The 16,778-nt window shown below is 67.7% G+C and carries 14 protein-coding genes; 4 read left to right on the top strand and 10 right to left on the bottom strand.

The features are described from left to right. Positions 1-81 precede the first annotated feature (81 nt). The gene (gene nadD, locus RUR_RS24130; protein WP_283137452.1) at positions 82-681 is read left to right on the top strand and encodes a nicotinate-nucleotide adenylyltransferase; all 600 of its coding nucleotides are present in this window, start codon (positions 82-84) and stop codon (positions 679-681) included. On the opposite strand, the gene RUR_RS24125 is transcribed toward nadD, so the two are convergent. Together RUR_RS24125 and RUR_RS24120 are read right to left on the bottom strand one after the other, a co-directional pair. Beyond that, on the bottom strand, positions 590-1,414 hold the full coding sequence (locus RUR_RS24125; RefSeq protein WP_283137451.1) for an SIR2 family protein: 825 nt from the start codon (positions 1,412-1,414) through the stop codon (positions 590-592). The two genes, nadD and RUR_RS24125, sit on opposite strands and share 92 nt — an antisense overlap. Beyond that, positions 1,411-4,782, bottom strand: a complete 3,372-nt coding sequence (locus RUR_RS24120) for an ADP-ribosylglycohydrolase family protein (protein ID WP_283137450.1) — start codon at positions 4,780-4,782, stop codon at positions 1,411-1,413. Before RUR_RS24120 ends, RUR_RS24125 begins: the two co-directional genes overlap by 4 nt. 227 nt (positions 4,783-5,009) lie before the next feature. On the opposite strand from RUR_RS24120, the gene RUR_RS24115 reads away from it, so the two are divergent. Further along, positions 5,010-6,176 (top strand): glycosyltransferase family protein, encoded by a 1,167-nt coding sequence (locus tag RUR_RS24115; RefSeq protein WP_283137449.1) that lies wholly within the window; start codon positions 5,010-5,012, stop codon positions 6,174-6,176. A gap of 196 nt (positions 6,177-6,372) precedes the next feature. On the opposite strand, the gene RUR_RS24110 is transcribed toward RUR_RS24115, so the two are convergent. The 7 genes from RUR_RS24110 to RUR_RS24080 form a co-directional block, all read right to left on the bottom strand. Then, positions 6,373-7,587 (bottom strand): type II toxin-antitoxin system HipA family toxin, encoded by a 1,215-nt coding sequence (locus tag RUR_RS24110; protein WP_283137448.1) that lies wholly within the window; start codon positions 7,585-7,587, stop codon positions 6,373-6,375. Continuing rightward, positions 7,574-9,196: a DUF262 domain-containing protein gene (locus tag RUR_RS24105; RefSeq protein ID WP_283137447.1), complete on the bottom strand. Its 1,623-nt coding sequence runs from the start codon at positions 9,194-9,196 to the stop codon at positions 7,574-7,576. Before RUR_RS24105 ends, RUR_RS24110 begins: the two co-directional genes overlap by 14 nt. Before the next feature lie 354 nt (positions 9,197-9,550). Beyond that, on the bottom strand, positions 9,551-10,240 hold the full coding sequence (locus tag RUR_RS24100; protein WP_283137446.1) for a PspA/IM30 family protein: 690 nt from the start codon (positions 10,238-10,240) through the stop codon (positions 9,551-9,553). Between the two features lie 10 nt (positions 10,241-10,250). Continuing rightward, the gene (locus RUR_RS24095; RefSeq protein ID WP_283137445.1) at positions 10,251-10,985 is read right to left on the bottom strand and encodes a hypothetical protein; all 735 of its coding nucleotides are present in this window, start codon (positions 10,983-10,985) and stop codon (positions 10,251-10,253) included. Next, positions 10,985-12,763 (bottom strand): substrate-binding and vWA domain-containing protein, encoded by a 1,779-nt coding sequence (locus RUR_RS24090; RefSeq protein WP_283137444.1) that lies wholly within the window; start codon positions 12,761-12,763, stop codon positions 10,985-10,987. The genes RUR_RS24095 and RUR_RS24090 overlap by 1 nt, the downstream gene beginning before the upstream one ends. Positions 12,764-12,936: 173 nt before the next feature. Next, entirely contained in the window at positions 12,937-13,725 is a 789-nt protein-coding gene (gene map, locus RUR_RS24085; RefSeq protein ID WP_283137443.1) for a type I methionyl aminopeptidase, read from the bottom strand. Between the two features lie 255 nt (positions 13,726-13,980). After that, complete coding sequence (locus tag RUR_RS24080) at positions 13,981-14,949, bottom strand: helix-turn-helix transcriptional regulator (RefSeq protein ID WP_283137442.1); 969 nt, start codon at positions 14,947-14,949, stop codon at positions 13,981-13,983. A 63-nt stretch (positions 14,950-15,012) separates the two neighbouring features. Here RUR_RS24080 and RUR_RS24075 point away from each other — a divergent pair, with 63 nt between their 5' ends. Both RUR_RS24075 and RUR_RS24070 read left to right on the top strand, forming a co-directional pair. After that, positions 15,013-15,399, top strand: coding sequence for a VOC family protein (locus tag RUR_RS24075; protein ID WP_283137441.1), 387 nt, complete (start codon positions 15,013-15,015; stop codon positions 15,397-15,399). Positions 15,400-15,470: 71 nt separating this feature from the next. Then, a complete protein-coding gene (locus RUR_RS24070) occupies positions 15,471-15,737 on the top strand; it encodes a helix-turn-helix domain-containing protein (protein ID WP_283137440.1) in 267 nt (88 codons plus the stop codon). Positions 15,738-15,768: 31 nt separating this feature from the next. Here RUR_RS24070 and RUR_RS24065 read toward each other — a convergent pair whose 3' ends face one another. Next, positions 15,769-16,425 (bottom strand): hypothetical protein, encoded by a 657-nt coding sequence (locus tag RUR_RS24065; RefSeq protein ID WP_283137439.1) that lies wholly within the window; start codon positions 16,423-16,425, stop codon positions 15,769-15,771. Between the last annotated feature and the right edge of the window lie 353 nt (positions 16,426-16,778).

Below are 16,778 nucleotides of genomic sequence, written 5' to 3'. Positions count from 1 at the left end.
CCTTGCTCATCTCGGGCACGGATCGCTTTTCTGTCGGACGCGGTTCTATCGGCGGTGTACGGCGGGCGCCGATACTGAGTCGTGACCGTCCGTCTGGGCATCATGGGTGGCACCTTCGACCCGATCCACAACGTGCATCTGCTGAAGGCCAGCGAGGCCGCCCACCGGCTCGGCCTCGACGAGGTGGTCTTCATCCCGGCGGGAAGGCCCTGGCAGCGGGACCTCCGTACGGTCTCGGACGCCGAAGAACGGTACGCGATGACAAAGCTCGCCGTCGCCGCGGATTCCCGGTTCACCGCGAGCCGGATGGAGCTCGACCGGCCCGGCCCCACGTACACCGTCGACACGCTCCGCGAACTGCGGCGGATACACGGCCCGCGAACCCGGTTGTTCTTCATCGCGGGTGCCGACGTCCTGGCGTCGATCGGCACCTGGCATGAGAGCCGGTCGCTGACCGACCTGGCGCACTTCGTGTTCTGCTCGCGGCAGGGGTACGAACGGGTCGACGTGGCACCGACGCTTGGTGACCGTGTGACCCTGCTGCACGTCCCGGTCTGGGAGATCTCCTCCACGGCGATCCGGCGGCGGGTCAGCCGTGGTCAGCCGATCCGCTATCTGGTGCCGGACCCGGTGCTGGACCACATCGCGCATCGCGGTCTGTACCGAGCAGGAGTGCGCTGAGCGCCGTCAGACCCTCGTCCGAGCCCGGCACCCGGGCCACCGTCGGGCGCCGTACCGTGAAGATCCGCCGCGCCGCCTCGGACGGCTCCCCGCACTGGAGCCACCAGACGCGTCCGTGCACCGCCCGGCACAGCGCACGCCGTAACGGGACGTCCCAGCTCGCCGACCACCCGCAGACCAGGAGATCGAATCCGGCGAACACCCGGTCGAGGAGGTCGTCGATCACGCGGTGGTAGGCGTGTGTGACGGGCGCGGTATGCCGGATTCCGATGTCCTGGTAGTCCCCGTGCAGCTTGAGCAGAACCACTCCGTCAAGGCTGACCCGGGTCAGCGTGTCGAGTTCGTAGGCGACGTCGAAGGGCACCCCTGCCTCGTGCAGCGCCCGCTCCAGCAGGCGATCAAGGTTGGTCGTGAGGATCGGCCCGACAAGCCCGGCTGCGGCCAATCCCGCGATCGCCCGATGCGCGGGCGTGGCCGAAGGCCGATCGAAGATCGGATCGGGGAGGGCGTCCGTACCGTCTCCCACCATTCCGAAGTAGTCGGGAAACGTGTCGAGCGACCCGAGGTACCAGGCGACCGGATCGTGGCCGGCGTCCGCACCGCGCCGCCGGGCGAGCTCGCGCAGCAGATCCTGCCCGGTCGGCACTCCCGCCGACTGCGACACACCCGACCCGGCCAGTACGGCGATCGGCCGGGTCGCCGACCGGATCCCGGCGGCGACCTCCTCGATCACCCGCTGTACCAGGCCACGCGCAGGCGATGCAGCCGTTCGGCCAGGTCTGTGGGCTGGTGAAAGTCCACGAGGGAGAGCCAGGGAAGGCCGGCGAGCTCGCCGGGAGCCATCGCACCGCGGATCCCGCCGACAAGTGCGGCAACCGTGTCGGTGTCGCCGCCCAGGAGAACGGACCGGTGCAACGCCGAGTCCAGGTCCGCCGTCGTCCGCAGAACGTGGACGACGGCGGCGGCCGTCTCCAGCGCGTCCAGGGTGATGCCGTCGGCGGGAGGGATCCAGGTCCCGTCAAGGGCGGCGCGTACGGCGGCGGGCTCGCCGTATCGCTCGGCGACCCAATCGGCCTCCGCCCCGGCTGCGGCCAGGACGGCGGTGACGCCCACCCCCTCGATCGCCCAGGAGGCCATCGCGGCGACGACGCAGGCCGCGGCGATGGACCCGGGCACCCGATGGGTGGCGATCGACAGCGCCTCCACCCGCCGGCGGCGCAGGTCGGGGTCGGCGGCGGGCGTGATCCAGCCGACGGGGAGCATCCGCATCGCCGCGCCGTTGGTGGCGCGGTCGTCGGCGGCCGGCTCGGGCGGCAGGCCCGTCTCGTGAAAGTGCCGCAGGGCGCGGCGTGTGGTCGGGCCGATGCCGCGGATCTCGTCCTCCTGCGCGGCAAGCCGGGCGAGGAAGGCTTCGGCCGTCGGACGTCCTCCGGTTTCCGCCAGCAGTTCGCCGACCAGGAGCATCTGCGCGGTGTCGTCGGAGGTCGCGCCGCGAGGCCAGCCCCATCGTGTGGCGGGAATCCCGGCGATGCGACCGGCGTCGATCGCGTCCGGGGGTGAGCCCTCCCAGGGGACGCCCAGCGCGTCGCCCGCCGCGAACGCCGTCATCGCCGCGGCCATCCGCTCGGCCGAGGGAGGCCGGATCTCCGGGCAACGCGCGTACAGGCTGCCGAAGCCCTCCCGTTCGATCTCTCGCCGGGCCCGGTCGGCCAATGTCAGCCAGGCGCGCTCGTCACCGCGGGCTCGATGCACCCTGGCCTGGGTGATCCAGGCGTGCACGATGTCGTAGGGGATGTCGGCGCGTTCGAAACCGTCGAGGGCGACGGCCGCCAGCCGATCCGCGTCGTCGAACCGCCCCGCGAGGGTCGCGGCTTCGGCGCGCCCCCGGGTGGCCTTGGCGTACAGCAGACGTTCTCCGAGGTCGCGGGCGAGCACGGCGGACTGGGTGAACTGCTCCTCGGCCTGGGCGGCGTCCCCCATCTGCAGTGCCGCCAGCCCCAGGCCGTTCAAGCCGTGGGCCACCCCGCGGACGTCGCCGATCTCACGGCGGATGCGCAGCACCTCGGCCTGGCCGCGTAGCGCGTCCTCGGCGCGGCCCTCGGCTTCGGCGACGACGGCCTCCTCCTGCCGCAGCCCGGCTTCCGCCTGACGGTCCCGGTTGGCCTCGGGAATGTCGCGCAGGCGCCGCGCGGCCAACGTCAGCTGCTCCTTGGCGGCTTCGATCTCCCCCGAGAAGAACTCGATGGACGCAAGGCGTGTGTGCCACAGAACGGCGGTGTTCCCGTCCCCCGCGGGACCGATGATCGTAATCCCTTCGCGGCACATGCGCTTGCCGTCCTCGAACCGGCCGAGAAACAGCATCATGTTGGCGGAGAACAGCAGGAACGGGAGCCGGGCCGTACCGCTCCCGCCTGTCGCCAAAGCCAGGTCGCCATGGTGTTTCGCGCCGTCGAAGTCACCTCGGACGAAAGCCAGCTCGCCCTGGAGCAGGTGGGTGTGGGCCTCCTCCGGGGGGAGGGCCGTCAACCGTTCCTCGGCCTCGGCCCAGCGGCCCAGGGCGATCTCGGCTCGCACCACCTGGTAGTCGCAGGCGCGCGAGACCTCGGGGGAAGGCATGTCGAGGTCGTCGAGCACGCTCAGCAGGGATCTGCAGAGATCGAACCGGCTGACCGACAGCACCCGGTCCATTTCTGCGAGCCAGAGCCGGACTCCGTCGGCCGGATCGAGCCGCGTGCGATGGTAGATGTGCTCGACCCGCCTGGTGAACTCGTTCGGCTCCCCCACCGCGCCATAGTAGTCGGCGAGCACCTCGTGGGCTTGGAGGACGAGTTCAGGTGCGACATGGGAGATGGCCCGGCGCAGCAGCTGATGCAGGGCGAACCGTTGTTCCCCGGCTACCGGGGTGACGAAGGAGAACGAGCTCAGCCGCCGGAACACGGCCGTCGTCGCGGGAAAGTCCAGCTCCGCTCCCAGGTGGGAGAACAGGTGCTTGTCGAACGACCGGGCGGCCGACACGGCGGCGACGGCCTCCTCGATCTCGTCGTCGACCTGTGACAGCAGCCGCGCGGCCAGGGCCCGTTCCTTGTCGCGCAGCTCCGGGGCGGCGGGGAAGTCGGCGGCCAGGAGGTCCCGGCCGTGTTCGGCGGCGGTGAGCACCACATCGGTGGACAGGCCGAGCAGCAGCGGATGGACCAGTCCGGTCTCGGCGTTCGCGTAGGAGAGGAGTGCCTGCTGAAGTGCCGGGTCGCGCACTCCCGCATCCTCCAGGTAGAGCCGGGCGAACCGGTCGGGCAGCGCCCCCAAGGCGTCGATCTTGATGTACCGCTCGGGGATCGGCTCGACGAGTGCCCGGGACCAGGTGGGTGCCGCGCGGCCCGCGACCACGGCCACGGCTCCGTCGGCCAGCGGCAGGTTGCCGAGCAGCGATCTGATCCAGCGTGGTCCGCCGACGTTGCCGAACCGCGAACGGTTGCCCTCTCCCGCCACCGCCTCATAGGTGTCGAAGAACAGCACGATCCGATGCGGGGTGCGGCGGCCGGTCAGCGCCGCGCGCAGATCCTCGCAGAAGAGCCGGGGCAGGGCCTCCATAAGTTCGGGCTCGGGAGCGAGGGAGAGTACCTCGTTCACCACTTCGGGGGGTACGCGGCGGCGCAGTTTCCGCTGTTCGGCCAGATTGTCGAGTCTGCGGTTCATCCACTCGAACAGCGCGGTGCCGAGCTGCACCACCGGTATCTGCAGGAAGGCGTCGGCGATGCCGGCCGCCGACAGCAGTTCCGAGCGAGGAAACAGTTCGGCGATGAGTGTCTGCACGTCCGTACCGGATCGGTGCAGGTACGAGACGGCCGCGAAGTCGAACCGCGGCGTCCGGACTCCCGACTCGGCCAGCTGCCGCTTAAGCATGAACAGGGCGCTGAGCGGCTCCTGCGGCCGGTTCACACCGGACGGCTGAACGCCGAAGTCCAGGAGCGCCGTCGGCACCTTCTCCGCGCCGGGGGTACGGCTGAGCGCGTCGACGAAGTAATCGTCGGGATAGCCGCGGACCTCCTCCCACTCCTCGCGGGGGAGGCGGTAGGCGCACCGGTTCTGGAGGGTGCGCAGCAATGAGCTTTTCCCGTTTCCCCCCACACCCACGTATACCTGGACAATTTGCTGCGCCGGATCGTTGTTGAGGCGTTCGGCGATGTCACGGCACGGGGTGTGCCGATTGACGAATAGGCGTGTTCCCGCAGGTCGTTTCTTATGCAGATCATCAAATATCGACATTAAGGATCCGATCACATTGACTGTGCACGCATCCGACACAAGAAACGTCCCATAGGAGGAACCTTTTGAGAATCCTCTTTGTCGCAACGTACGTCCATACGGCCGACAGCGGTCCCGTCGAGGTCAGCGCCGCGCTGGGATTCGGCGTCACCTCGGCCGCGGCGCTCGTCACGGGCCTGCGCGGGCTGGGCCTGCACGTGGACGTCGTCGCGTCGGACGCCCGGCGGCGCACGGTGTGGACCGGGGAGATGCTCACGGCGGTCGAGACCGCGGTCACCGGCGCGCGCTACGACGTGGTGCTGGCCTTCCACGCGTTCTGGCCGTTCACCGCGGACCTGCGGTGGGTGCTCGACGACACCGCCGCACTGCCACTGGTGACCTATACGCACGGCAGCCACTGGGACGAGACCGACCTCTTCCGGTTCGAGCACTACCCTGAGCTTCGCTGGGCCGACCTCGGCAACCTGATGGCGGCGGACCGGGTTCTGACGGTCAGCGACTACATGCGCAGCACGATTCTCGGCGGCGTTCGCTCGGTCAGCGAGAAGGCCGCCGACGCGCTCGCCGGAAAACTCCGTGTGGTGGGATTGCCCCTCGACCTCGAAAGGATCGACGCGGCCCGGCGGGCGGATGTCCGCGACGGCATCACCGTCGTGTTCAACCATGCGCCGAACACCGCCAAACAGCCCGGGGTCTTTCTCGACGTGGCGGCGGACGCCCTCGAAAACACCGCGGCGCGCATCCTGGTGACCAGGCGCTTCCCCGAACAGTCTCCGTGGGCCGGCCGTCTCCGGGACCTGGCCGCCGCTTATCCCGGCCGCATCGAGTACGGCGACGACCTGCCGATCGACGACTACTACACGGCGCTGTGGCACAGCGACATCCAGATCAGCACGGCCACGCACGAGAGCCTCGGCGTCGCGACCCTGGAAGCGATGGCCACCGCCAATCACTGTCTTCTTCCTCGGATCGGCGCCTATCCCGAGGTCACCGGCGACGATCCTCAGGTCCTCTACCAAGACGTCGGCGAACTCCGGGAACGCCTCGTCGAGCTGGCGACCACCGGCCCGGACACCGAGGTCGCGGCCCGCCACTCCGCTGCGGTCCGGGCGCGCTACTCCCCGGCCAGAGTGGCCGTCGCGGTACACGCCGTCCTCAGCGAGGTCGCCACGGGTGAGCCGCCGGGCAGGACAGGCCGCGCCCATACCGACACCCCGCCACGGTTCGGTTGATGTGATCGCCCAATCGGTCGGGTGGCCGCCGAGGACGGGCTGTCCATCGTCGGCTTCGACGCCCGCAGCATCCGGAGCCAGGATGGCGTTCCGGCCGGATCAACCCCGACCAGGGAGCTTCGGGCAGTGGGACTGTTCTGTGACTCCGGAAGCAAGCGGCTCAGGCATTGTGGACGGCAAGACATCCGCCTCCCGATCAATCCGAGGTTGGCCGAGCTTCCCGGATCAGCGGGAGTGAAGCAATCCTCTGATCGATGTGCTGACGCACGAAATCGGGAACCGGGCAGTCCCGGGCAACTTGCTGCCAGGTTTCGGCGAGTATGCCGACCGTTCTGCTCACGATGGGAACGACTTCATCGACATCCAGGTATGCGCGACGGGCGAAGCTTCGGAAATGATCCATAGTGATGTTCCTGGCTACTCTCCCACCGTCGAGGGCGAAGGCCAGCTCGTCGTTGCGAAACTCCGGATAGGCGGAGACGGAGACGAAATCGTAGGCGGGTGACAGCCGCGTGGTGCGACCATCGGGGTAGCGCAGAGTCCAGTTTTTCAGGTGGGCGTCGAGGTTGCCGATCACGACCATGGTTGCCAGTCGGCGGACATACTCCGCGATGTCCTGAGGACACACCACTTTCAGGAACCTCGCCAGCCCGCTGTAGGTGGCTCGGTCGTACTTGCTCTCCACCGAAGCCTCCCTCACTTGGGCGAAGTCTTCCTGATGGACCCGACCGCCAGGCGTTCGATCGAAACGTTTTATGGCCAGCGCGTACTCGTCGTGAGCTATGAGGTTCTCCGGCAGCCCTTTCAACATGCTTCCGTTGATCAGCTCAAGCTCAGGCACCTCGATACCCGCATGGCGTGCCCACTGGAGCATCGCGAACTCGTTGGCGGGTACATCGGGGAACCTGCGGTCGGGAAGCTTGACGATCCAGTCACCTCCTCGGCCCGAGGCCGGAAGTACCAAGCCCTTGCCCTCCCAGCTCATCGAGAACTTCGCCTGTACGCCGGCCAGGGAGAAGCGCACGATCTGGCCGCCGATCTCAGGTTGCCGTTCGGAGAGTCCCGAGATCTCACCGAGATCGCTATCCGGAACGACCCGCACAGCTCCGGGGAGGTCATCGCCCAGGTAGGTCATTACCTGAAAGTCGTGGGGGTTGTTACGACCGAGCTCCCTGCCGACTATCTGACGAAGGCCGCTCCCTGCCTCCGGTAGGAGATTGGCGAACCATGCGGGCAGCGCACCACTGGCGGTCCGCCGACGATTCGGTTCGGCCTCGAACGCCTGTCCGAGGACAGGATGTCCTGGTTCCCGATCCTCGTAGTCGAACCACGTATTGCCGTCGAGATAACCGAGAGTACCGACGCGCCGGTTGGATAAGTAGACACCAGCTGTCACGCTACGCGAGCCCACTCTCCTCCTCCATGTCTTCCATCAGAGAAGCAAGATCAGGACCGTCACGGAACCCGAAGAGTGCACGATCCTGCACGTGATTAGCGATCACCTCTCGAACCGCCTTGGCACGACGCTGCAGAAACCCCAACTCGTCACCTGTTCGCAGTAATTCAATGGCACTGCCATCCAGACAGTGACTCCCCAGTATCTCGGCCTCGATAGATCCACCCGTCAAGGCCTCATATAAGTCGACCGACCGAGATACTGGATGGATCATCCGATTTGCCATACTCTGCCCTAGAGCAGACTTCAAACCAGGAATTATAGGCACCAGTACAGCGGATTCATCAAGGATGGACCTTACATCCAGAGCACTGCCGTGTGCGTCCAATTTCAGGAGATTTCGGGGACGCAGCGAGAGAAGTCCGAGGGTGTTGATCTTCGCCTGAGCCCTGTTCAGCTGAACCTGCGAAAGATCAGGCTCCCAGACTTGTCCGGGTTTGGTCGGCAAGAGACGCAGCAAACGATCCGCACTCGACACCGGGTCCCCGGTCACAGCCGACGCACCCTGCCGAATACCCACCGTATTTCCCTGAGGTGCGACACCGAGGACAGCACCCCGCCAGATCCAGCGACGCAGAAGCTCGGCAGCCCGACCTTGCGGAGGACCAAACTTCGCCACGAAGCGCGCAAGGACCGGCACATAGAGAGAATATGGCAATAAGCGGACATGGGGTATATCAGCCACATCGCGAAGAAAGTCAGCCACATGACCCAGTGCCCGCTCAGTAGTACGAAAGGCATCCTGCCTATCGGAGTCGTCCTTGAATTCCCTCCGGAAGTCTCGGTCCACCTTTGCACCACGAATGGCCAACAGGCTCTGCATCAGCACTTGTTCGGAAAACTCACCGAATCCGAAAGATCGGACACTCGTTGAGAGTGTACGCAAGTCACTCGGTCGATGCTCTCTTGAGACTGAATGAAGAGCATTGAAAACCTCAGCGCTCTTCAACGGCTTCCCAAAAGTGTTCATTCGATCGAAAATATCACGCAGCGCGTGATCGTCGTCACCCGTGACCACATACATGGGAATCCGATAGTCCCTGACTGCAGCGACAACCTGATCAGCCAATAGAATCTGACGCTCATCAAGTTGAGGCCGAGCCCTGATCCAGGCATTCGCCCGCGCAGTGTTCAGGGCAAGGGCCATAGGCATCCAGTGATCTGCAGGCTTTCTCCGTCGAGGAAGCGAGACAAACCTGCCCTCTTCCAGATCAAAATAGATCCGAAACCTAGGATCCACTGTCTCCGATGTAGCCGTGAGTGCGCTTACCAAGCTTGTTATCCGCTGCTGTCCATCGACAACCCAGTAGGCGTCACCACGCTCAGCCGCATCAATCTGAAGATGACCGATGGTAACGACTTCTGCAGCCGCTGAGCGTTGCCAGACCAGCAGATTTCCAATCGGATACCCACGCAGAATACTGTCGAAAAGTTCGGTGACATCATGGGTATCCCATCGGTAGGACCGTTGGAAAGATGGCATCCTGATCCGACCGGAGAGAACCCAATCAACGAGTTCACTCGGTAAGGCACTCTCAACCTTGGGCCGAGTCACAGTGGCCACGTATCCCCCTCTGTCCATGGTTACTGTAGTAGTTCCACCTGATCAGCGCAGATCCTCCACCTGCTCCGCCCCTGACTCGGCTGCCGAGTGATCGTGCCTGGGAGACGGAACTGATCACCCATAATCACTATGTAGATGGTTTCGCGGATTTTCCGGTCGCCAGGTGACGGTTGTCGATCGGAGAAGGCCCGGCTGAGTCTCTCCCAAATATGCGCTCAAATGTCTCACAACACCTGTAAGCTGCCCAGGACTAAGGCTGGGGAGCCGCCCTTGATGGGCCGCTCCCCATCGCCTTTTCCGGCGGAAACCTCTTGAGCGATCTCCGGATCTTACGGCCGTCGCGAAGCGGGAGCCTCACTCGCCTTCGGCTTTGCGCCGGAGGCGGTCCAGGATGTCGTCGACGACGGCTTCGCGGAGCTCACGGTCGAGGTCGACGGGGCCGGTCAGGGCCTGTGCTTCGCCGAAGGCGCGGGCGTGATCGTCGTCGACCCGTTCGCGGAGACGTTCCAGGGCCAGCGGGTCCCCCTGGGACGCGACCGGGTCCAGCCGCTGCAAAGCAGCGTTGATCTCCAGCTGCATACGGGTCTGCTCGGCGCGGGAGAGCAGTGCGCTCAACTCCACCAGGCGCCTGCGCAGACTCAGCGCGCTGCGCTCGACCGTGGAGCGGGCCACCTCGGTGGCCTGAACGGCCTGGTCAAGCTGGCTCTCCCGCTGCCCGACGGCCTCGACCGCGTTGACGAGCTCCCCGGCGAGCAGGCGGGCCTGACGCTCATGGGCCTCCGCCTTGTCCGGGTTTCCGGCTGTCCGGGCGCGGTTGGCGAGGACCAGGGCCTGCGTGGTCCGGCTCTCCAGGTCGGCCACCCGGTCCTGCGCCCGGGTGTGGCGTGCCCGGAGTTCGTGTTCCCTGCCGATGACGATCGCGGCCTGCTCACGCAGCCGGTGGTGCCGGCGTCTGCCCTCCTCCATGGCCTGCCTGATCTGCTCGCGGGGGTCGACCCGCCGATCGGCGAGGTTCCTCCACATCCGCTTGATCCGCCCCAGCACGGCCGCCCCCTCATCCGTCCAGGACGGTCCTGGTGATGTCCTCGGTCTCGTGCAGGGCCTGCCGGATGCCGTCGAGTTCCTCGGACAGTTCGTCCAGCGCCCGGAGCCGTTCCGGTGAGCCGGTGGCCGAGAGCGCCGACAGCTCCACCACCCGGGCCAGCAGGCTCTCCAGCCCGATCGCGCCGGACTCCAGGCGGGCCAGCAGCAGGCTCCAGGTTCCGGTCAGCCGATCGTGTACGGCGAGCTGCGCCTCCACTCCGGCGAGCGAACGGGCCCGCTCGGCGGCGAGTTCCGGAGTCGCCTGCTGCTGTGCGTGGGTCAATCGCCGGCGTTCCTGGCGGAGGAAACCCGCGTCGATCCTGGCGGCGGCCCGATCCACCAGGGATGCCTGGCCCGCCAACCGGCGTAGCGTGGTGACCGCGTCGTCGACGTGCGGGGCCAGCGCCTCGATCCGCTCGCTCACCGGTCCGGGCGGGAGCGACGCGGCCAGCTCGGCGAACTGCCGGGCCGCCGCGCCGCCCCGTCTCAGCCACTCCGCCTCCCCGCTGCGGGGGTCCACGCCGAGTTCGGTACGGCTTTCGCCACGCGTCTGGTAAGCGCCGACGCCGGCTTTGGCCACCCAGCAGGAGACGCCGACCAGCGCGGCCGCGGCGGGGTGCACGCTCGCGGCCCAGGCGACACCGCCCGCCGTGGCCCCGAGCAGCAGGCCCCAGGGGTCGCGTAACTCCTTCATCAGGCGTTTCATCAGAAGTTGGAGATCACCGCCGTGAACACCCGGTCGATCGCGTCGGCTCGGGAGGCGTCGTAGTTGGCGCCTTCGGAGGCGGTGGCGATCTGCTGGAGGGCCTCCTGGTCGGCTTCGTCGGCGTAGCCGATGGTGAAGATCCGGACGTCCTGCTCCCCGGTGGGCTGCAGTTTGGGCAGAAGGTTCTCCAGGGAGAGCCCGCCGCTCTTCTCGTTCTTGCCGTCGGTGAGGAAGACGACCGCGTTGATCGCCTCAGGGTCGTAGGTGGATTTGGTCTTCTCCACGGCGGCGAGCATGGTGTCGTACAGGCCGGTCCCGCCGCCGGGGATCAGCTCCCGAGTCCGGTCCTGCAGCGCGGTGCCGTGCCGGGCTATCGCCTGGACGGGGGCCAGCTCGACGTAGTCCAGGTCCCCGTTCTGCTTGGTGGAGAAGGCCCACAGCCCGACCTTGTCGTCGGCGCGGAACTGGGGCAACGCCTTGACCACGGCGTCCTTGGCCGCCTCCAGACGGTTCTTCCCGGTGCCGGCCGCCTCCTGTTCCATGGATCCGGACTTGTCGATCACGATGAGGACGTTGGCCCGTTTGCGCAGTTCGGACCAGCTCTCCAGGATCTTGGCGAGCACCTGGGGCGACGGCGCGTTGAGTTCGGCGATCTTCGCGTCGGGCCGCAGGCCGTACTCGGGTGTGGCCAGCGGTCCCGGCTTACCGTCATGGCTGCGGTAGCCGTACGACTGGAACAGGCTCTGTACCGGCGCTGAATGGAGATATTTCAGGAAATCGTCGGCGACGGCCTTCTTGCCGGAATCCATCCATGTCAGCGGTACATAGGGATGGTCATGGATGAGCGTGCCCTCTTTGGGATAGATCGCCACCAGCTTGGTCCGCGGCGGAGCGTGCTTGCCGAGGGTCTCGGGCGCCCCGGACGGATTGCCGCGGTTGTAGTCGGTGACCCCGTTCTCGTCGACGGTGACCGCGGAGATGTACCGCAGCGCGGCGCCCTTGTCGTCGGCCCGCTGCAGGTTGGCCAGGAACGTCAAGGTGATGTCGCCGTAGTGCACGATCGACCGCTCGACCTTGCCGACGAACTCCTTGACCTTGGCGTTCTCGATGTCGCGGACGGTGAGGTCGGAGGTGGAGCCGACGGCGGCGAAGTAGGCGGCGATGGTGGCGTTCAGGCCGCTGGTGGAGAACTCTGGGTTGGTCTTGCCGAGCTTGAACGCGCCCCACTCCGGACGGCCGAACCGGGCCCAGCCCCGGGGGTCGGCGGCGAGCTCGGCGAGCTCGGCCCAGCCGATCGCCTTGTCCGGCCACCCGATCGCCCGCGCCATGGGCTCGGGCATGGCGATCACCAGCGGCGAGGTGACGATCGGGGTCGCCTTGCCCTCCGGGATCGGCGGCGTGCCGTCGGCGGTGCCGACCCGCTGCCTGGCCAGGGTCGTCCAGGCGTTCGCCGCCGGACTCCACACGTCGGGGCGAGGTCCGTCGGTCTGCTCGTTCCAGCCTCGGGCCAAGGCCTGCATCACGGTGCCGGAGTTCGCCGACTCCACCAGGACTTCGGCGCATTTCCCCCCGACCTGACGCCCGCTGTAGTCCCGGGCGGCCTGCTGGAGCACCCCGAATTTGTCCTGCGAGGAGGCCAGGCGCACCTGTACGGCGTCGCCTGAGCACTTACTCGCCTGCGGCTCGGTCTCATCGGAACTCAGCCAGCGTATGGCGACAATCAGTCCGATGGCGAGAAGAGCGGCCACGACAAAGGAGACGAACCTCCGCGACACCACACATGAGATCGTCGAGGGAAACCACGGCTCGTGTCAATGATCCTCCGGATACGCCCGAACCGCGAAATCGACGGGGGTCACGCTCTCGCCGGACAGCGTGACCGGATGGTTTCCCGCACCGCTCTTGCCGAAATCGAGTCCCCGTGCTTGTCGTCCCGGGGTGACGGCGCGGTTCACGTCGCCATGGAGAGCCGGGGGACTCCTTCGGTCAGGATCAGGGCGCCGGTCTCGGTGACGGCGACGGTGTGTTCGGAGTGGGCGGTGCGGGAGCCGTCGGCGGAGCGGATGGTCCAGCCGTCGCGGTCGTGCACGACGCGGTCGGTCGTCCTGGCGAACCACGGTTCGATGGCGAAGGTCATCCCCGGCCGGAGCCGGTAGCCGCGGCCCGCGCGTCCGACGTTGGAGATGTGTGGCTCTTCGTGCATGCTCCGGCCGACGCCGTGTCCGCCGTACTCGTCGTTCACCGGATATCCGTGGGCGGCGGCCACGGCGGAGACGGCCGCCGAGACGTCGCCGACGCGATTGCCGGGCTGGGCCGCCGCGATCCCGGCGGCGAGCGCCTCCTCGGTGGCCCGGATGAGCCTGAGGTCTTCGCCGTCGGGAGTGCCGACGACCACACTGACCGCGGCGTCGGCGACCCAGCCGTCGACGGACACCGCGAAGTCCAAACTGAGCAGGTCGCCGTCGCGGAGGGTGTAGTCGAAGGGCAGCCCGTGCAGCACCGCGTCGTTGACCGAGAGGCAGACCACGTTGCGGAACGGCCCGTTGCCGAACGAGGGGGCGTAGTCCCAGTAGCAGGAGGTGGCGCCCCGGCGGCGGATCAGCTCGCGGGCGTGGTGTTCGAGGTCCATCAGGTTGACGCCGACCGCCGCCCGGCCGGCGAGGTCTGCGAGGGTCTGGGCGACGAATTCTCCGGCGGGCCGCATCTGCTCTATTTCCCGCGCGGACTTGATGTTGATCAACGTATGACTCCATGGGCGAGATCGACTATCGGTATTATTATACCAATCCCTTCGACGATTCACCCGACCCCCGCCCGCAGCGGGCACGCGTGCGCCGTACCCACTCCGGAAAACCCAAGATCCGACGCCTGTACGGCCTGCTGCCCGCCACGCGGAGGTGCCCTGGCACCGGCTCCGCCTCCGCACCGGCGGCCGCTCGGTAAAGGCCCCCGGTGACACCGGTTGAGTCTCAGACCTCACAGGTCCGCGCAACGCCTACGGCGAGGACCGGCCGCCCCCGTTGCCCTCGAACAGTTCCCGGATACGGCGCAGCAGAGCCTCCCGGACGTCGTCCGGGGATAGGACTTGCAGTGGGGTGCCCAGGCCGAGGAGGTACCGGGCGAGCTCGTCGGCGTCGTTGGCGCCGATCTCGACGACGGTGGCATCCGGCCCGTCCGGATGATGGGTGCCGATCGTCGGTGGCACCAGCAGCAGGGCCGCCTCCATCGGATGCGGGAGCCGGACTCTCCCGTAGAGGGGGTACACGACGCTCGCGATGCCTTGGGAGACGAGGAGGACCGGGTCGGGCGGGTCGCCGAGTTCGACCGGCTGCCCGGTCGGCCGTACCCGCACCACCCGGTCGGCCCGGAACGTCCGCCACTGGTTCCGGGCCACGTCCCGGGCGACGAAGTACCAGCGGAGACCCGTGCGCACCAGGCGGTAGGGGTCGACGTCCCGGACGCTGTCCTTGCCCGCGTGATCGCGGTACGACAGACGGGTGCGCTCACCGCGGCGACAGGCGGCGGCCAGTTCCAGCAGCACGTCAGGGGAGATCCGATGCCGCTCGGGCCTGGGGGTGTGGACGAAGACGGCGTCCATCTCACCCAGCCGGTCCGCGATCCGGGGCGGGAGGACCTGCCGCAGTTTCAGGAGCGCAGACACCGCGGCCAGGTCGCTGCCGAGGATGCCGCTGAACGCGGCCTCGCGTAGTGCGACGGCCACGGCGAGCGCCTCCTCGTCGTCGAGGATCAGTGGCGGCACCCGGGTACCGCCGCCGAGGCGGTAGCCGCCCCAGGGCCCGGGGTCGGACTCGATGCCGTAGCCGAGTTCCCGCAGCCTGGCGATGTCCCGCCGCACCGTGCGCCCGGTGACGGCCATCCGCTCCGCCAGCTCGCGGCAGGTCCAGGCCGGCCGGGTGGACAGCAGTGAGACCAGTCGCAGCAGGCGGGCGGAAGTGCCGATCACATCCTGAATTGTTCCCCATGACCAGGACCGGAGCTGTCCTGGTCTCGTCCTAATGTCCCTCCCATGAGCACTGGAACCACAACCGCACCGGCGATCCGTCTGCTGTCCGTCGACTTCGACTGCCCGGACCCCGCCGAGCTGGCCCGCTTCTACGGCGAAGCCCTCGGCCTGCCCGTCGTCTACTCCAGCGACGACTTCGTCCTGCTCGGCCGAGAGGGTTCACCGGGACTGGGTTTCATCCGGGTCGCCGACTACCGGCGTCCGACCTGGCCGGACCCGTCCCAGGGGAAGCAGGCGCACATGGAACTGGGCGTCGACGACCTGGAGGCGGCCCAGGCACGGATGCTGGCCCTTGGCGCCGTGGAGCCCCCGGCCCAACCGCATCCCGAGGAGCGGAGGGTCTTGCTGGACCCCGCCGGCCACCCGTTCTGCATCTCCACGCAGAACTGAGCGTCGCACTCCGCAAGACAGCCCTCCGCCATCCGGCGACCGGGGACGCGAAGGGCCGTAGAGTGGAGGCCATGGTTCGCAACCCGTTGACCCCGGAGCAGATCGAAGCCGGACGACGCCTCGGCTCCCTGCTCCGGCGGGCACGGGGCGAAACCGGACTCGCCCAGATCGCGCTGGCCGCAGGCATCTCACCGGAGACGCTGCGCAAAATCGAGACCGGGCGGCTCCCCTCACCGGCGTTCGGCACGATCGTGGCCCTGAGCGAGGCGCTGAACCTCCCCCTCGACGAGATCGCCGCCGTCTGGAAAGGCCCGGCAGAGCTCCGCATGTACGGCTGAACCGCGGCTCACGCCACGCAGGTGACGGCCTTCACCGCCGCTCCAGCACCGCCGGATCCGTGAACGCCGGATCCCGAGGCGTGTCCGTACGGTAAGGCGCACCCGAGTCCGAGTCCCACGACTCCTCCTCCTCGGCCAGGCGGTCGACCATGGCGAAGAAGCGGTCCTCGACCGATCGCAGGCCGGCGATCGGATCGGCCAGGTCGACCGTGCCGGTGAACCGCGCCCCGTCCTTGCCCACCGACAGCACGGCCAGCCACCCGTCCCACCGGGCGTCCCGCAGGCTTCCGCCGGCCTCCGCCCAGAAGAGCACCGTGTCCTCGGCGGGCTCGGACTTGAACGCCCCGGCGGCGGCGAACATCAGCAGCGCCGTGTGCACCGTCGACTCCGCATAGCCGAGGTGAAACAGGTACGCCTCCAGTGCGTCCTCCCGGTGCAGCAGCACACCCACCGAGGACGCACCCGAACACGCCCGCACGACAAGCCCGCCGAAAAAGTCCCGTGGTGTCACCCCTACCTCGGCACTCCCCCATTCGGTGTCCGCCCGGCGTCCGTTCCAGAACCAGCCGTCGAACATGTCGCCCGGATTGGCGATGGCGCCCGGATCCGGGGCGGGGGTGTCCAGCCACCGCTCGAAGCCCTCCCGCGTCATCGGGATCCGGGTGGCCAGCATGAAACTGTCCGACACGACTTCCTCCTCATCGCCCTGCGACCGCCGCCGAGCCCGGTACGCGCCGCCGGGCGTCTCCGTCCCGGGGCCCTCGGCCGGCCGATGCCATCGCAGATCCTGCCACCGATCGACATCACCCACCGAGCCACGCGAAATCCCACCCCAGCCGATCCGCGGAACCCCACCCCAGGCCGTCCGCCCATGCGGAACATCGGCGGGTGGGGTATCCGCCACGGTCGGCGTGGGCGCCGCCCCGGTGAGCTGAAGCAGATCCCAGCGGTTACCGTTACAGGTCCCGGAAGGCCGCAACGATCCCGTACGGCTCACCGTGCGCTTCCTCGACCGAACTCCGCCGCGACATCAAGTACTGG

Source organism: Rhizohabitans arisaemae, from assembly GCF_025996515.1.
Lineage (GTDB): Bacteria > Actinomycetota > Actinomycetes > Streptosporangiales > Streptosporangiaceae > Rhizohabitans > Rhizohabitans arisaemae.
The sequence above is the reverse complement of the archived record's forward strand: the minus strand, read 5'-3'. Positions and strand labels throughout refer to the sequence as shown.

Coding starts and splice junctions, on each gene's coding strand:
- RUR_RS24075 (WP_283137441.1), top strand. CDS start 15,013: ATGAGCACTGGAACCACAACCGCACCGGCGATCCGTCTGCTGTCCGTC.
- RUR_RS24095 (WP_283137445.1), bottom strand. CDS start 10,985: ATGAAACGCCTGATGAAGGAGTTACGCGACCCCTGGGGCCTGCTGCTC.
- RUR_RS24070 (WP_283137440.1), top strand. CDS start 15,471: ATGGTTCGCAACCCGTTGACCCCGGAGCAGATCGAAGCCGGACGACGC.